This is a genomic window from Paenibacillus chondroitinus NBRC 15376 (assembly GCF_004000765.1).
GTDB classification, from domain to species: Bacteria; Bacillota; Bacilli; order Paenibacillales; family NBRC-103111; genus Paenibacillus_E; species Paenibacillus_E chondroitinus.
Map to the genome: position 1 here is coordinate 1 of NZ_BILW01000107.1, position 1,430 is coordinate 1,430.

2 protein-coding genes are annotated in these 1,430 nt (G+C 46.6%); both read left to right on the plus strand.

All coding sequences use genetic code 11. The annotated features are described in order from the left end of the window. Nucleotides 1–74: 74 nt before the first annotated feature. Entirely contained in the window at nucleotides 75–434 is a 360-nt protein-coding gene (locus tag PCH02S_RS35480) for a transposase (RefSeq protein ID WP_127458802.1), read from the plus strand. A 109-nt stretch (nucleotides 435–543) separates the two neighbouring features. Then, complete coding sequence (locus PCH02S_RS35485) at nucleotides 544–1,335, plus strand: IS3 family transposase (protein ID WP_127458803.1); 792 nt, start codon at nucleotides 544–546, stop codon at nucleotides 1,333–1,335. The last annotated feature ends 95 nt before the right edge of the window (nucleotides 1,336–1,430 follow it).

The window sequence follows — 1,430 nt, forward strand, 5'->3', positions numbered from 1 at the left end:
CTGTTTAGCCCCCTAATTGAATTGGAGAGTACCTAGGGAAATGAGGTACTATTAAATAAAGGGGGCTGAACGGAATGAGACAACGAAACAACGCATTCAAAGATGTTCGTAACAAAGTGGCGCAAGAAGCTTTAGCCGGGATTAAAGTTGGAGTTCTTGCAAGAAAGTATGACGTCTCACCAAAGACCATTCGAAACTGGGTAAAAGAGTTTCAAGATGAATTTGGAGCAGACGCACTACCTACGATCGACGAACGCATTAACGACTCCAAACGATTGGCTGAGCTTGAAGAAAAATACAATCGAGCTTTAAAGGCATTGGGGGAAAAGGAACTTGAGAATGAAGTTCTGCGTGAGCTCGTAAAAAAGACGAGCCCTGCCTCAGTGATCGACTCCACGTTGCACAAACGTTTATTGGGCAGGGAAACGCGGTAGTGACAATACTAGAACTTACTGGAGTCGCTTCTTCGACGTACTACGAAGGAGAAAGTCCGAGCAACGAACCACGACAAAGAATACAATCGCAGTACTTCGTGGTAGACCCGTGACAAATCACTCTTTTACGCGCTCAGGTGAAGCCGTCAGTGATGAGCAGATCGAAGAATGGCTGATGGAACTCGTTTCCGGTGAAGAGCATAGCTATGGCTACTTGATGCTGAATGAATGCTTGCGTATCCAACACAATCTGGTCATCAACAAGAAGAAAACGTACCGCCTATGCAAGAAGCTTGGCATCCTTCATCCGCAGCGGCGAAAGAAGATTCATTATCCACGGAAACTGGCTCGTAACCACACGATTACACGTTCAAACCAACTCTGGCAGCTCGACATTAAGTACGGCTATGTGGCAGGTTATGACCAGTTCTTTTACATGGCGGGCATTATTGATGTGTTTGACCGCAGTATCGTAGGTTACCATCTGGGCTCTAGCTGCGACGCAAAGCAGGTCTGTCAAGCAGTAAGAACTGCACTACGTTTACGTTTAACAGATGTTGAGGAAATGCCCATCATACGCACAGACAACGGTCCGCAATTCGTTAGCAAAGCATTCGGCGAGCTCTGCGAGGACGAGAAGATTACGCACGAGCGTATACCGCCAAAGACGCCAAATATGAATGCCTACATTGAATCTTTTCACGCAACACTGGAGCGAGATTTACTCACGAAAGAGGTTTTTCGTACATTCCAGGAAGCATACGACGCCGTTGAAACGTACGTTAATTTCTATAACAATCGACGCATGCACCAAAACCTTGGTAAACGATCCCCAGCTGCATTCATGCAGTGGGCAAGTGCCCACCCGGATCAGTTAGCCGAGTACATTCGAGCCGTCTAAAAGAAGAAAACGAACGGAAAGAAGAGAGAAACAAAGGATTTCTAAGAGCAACGTTACTTTCGCTAACCACTCTCCGGAATTAGGGGGTCTGACCG

Coding starts and splice junctions, on each gene's coding strand:
- PCH02S_RS35480 (WP_127458802.1), top strand. CDS start 75: ATGAGACAACGAAACAACGCATTCAAAGATGTTCGTAACAAAGTGGCG.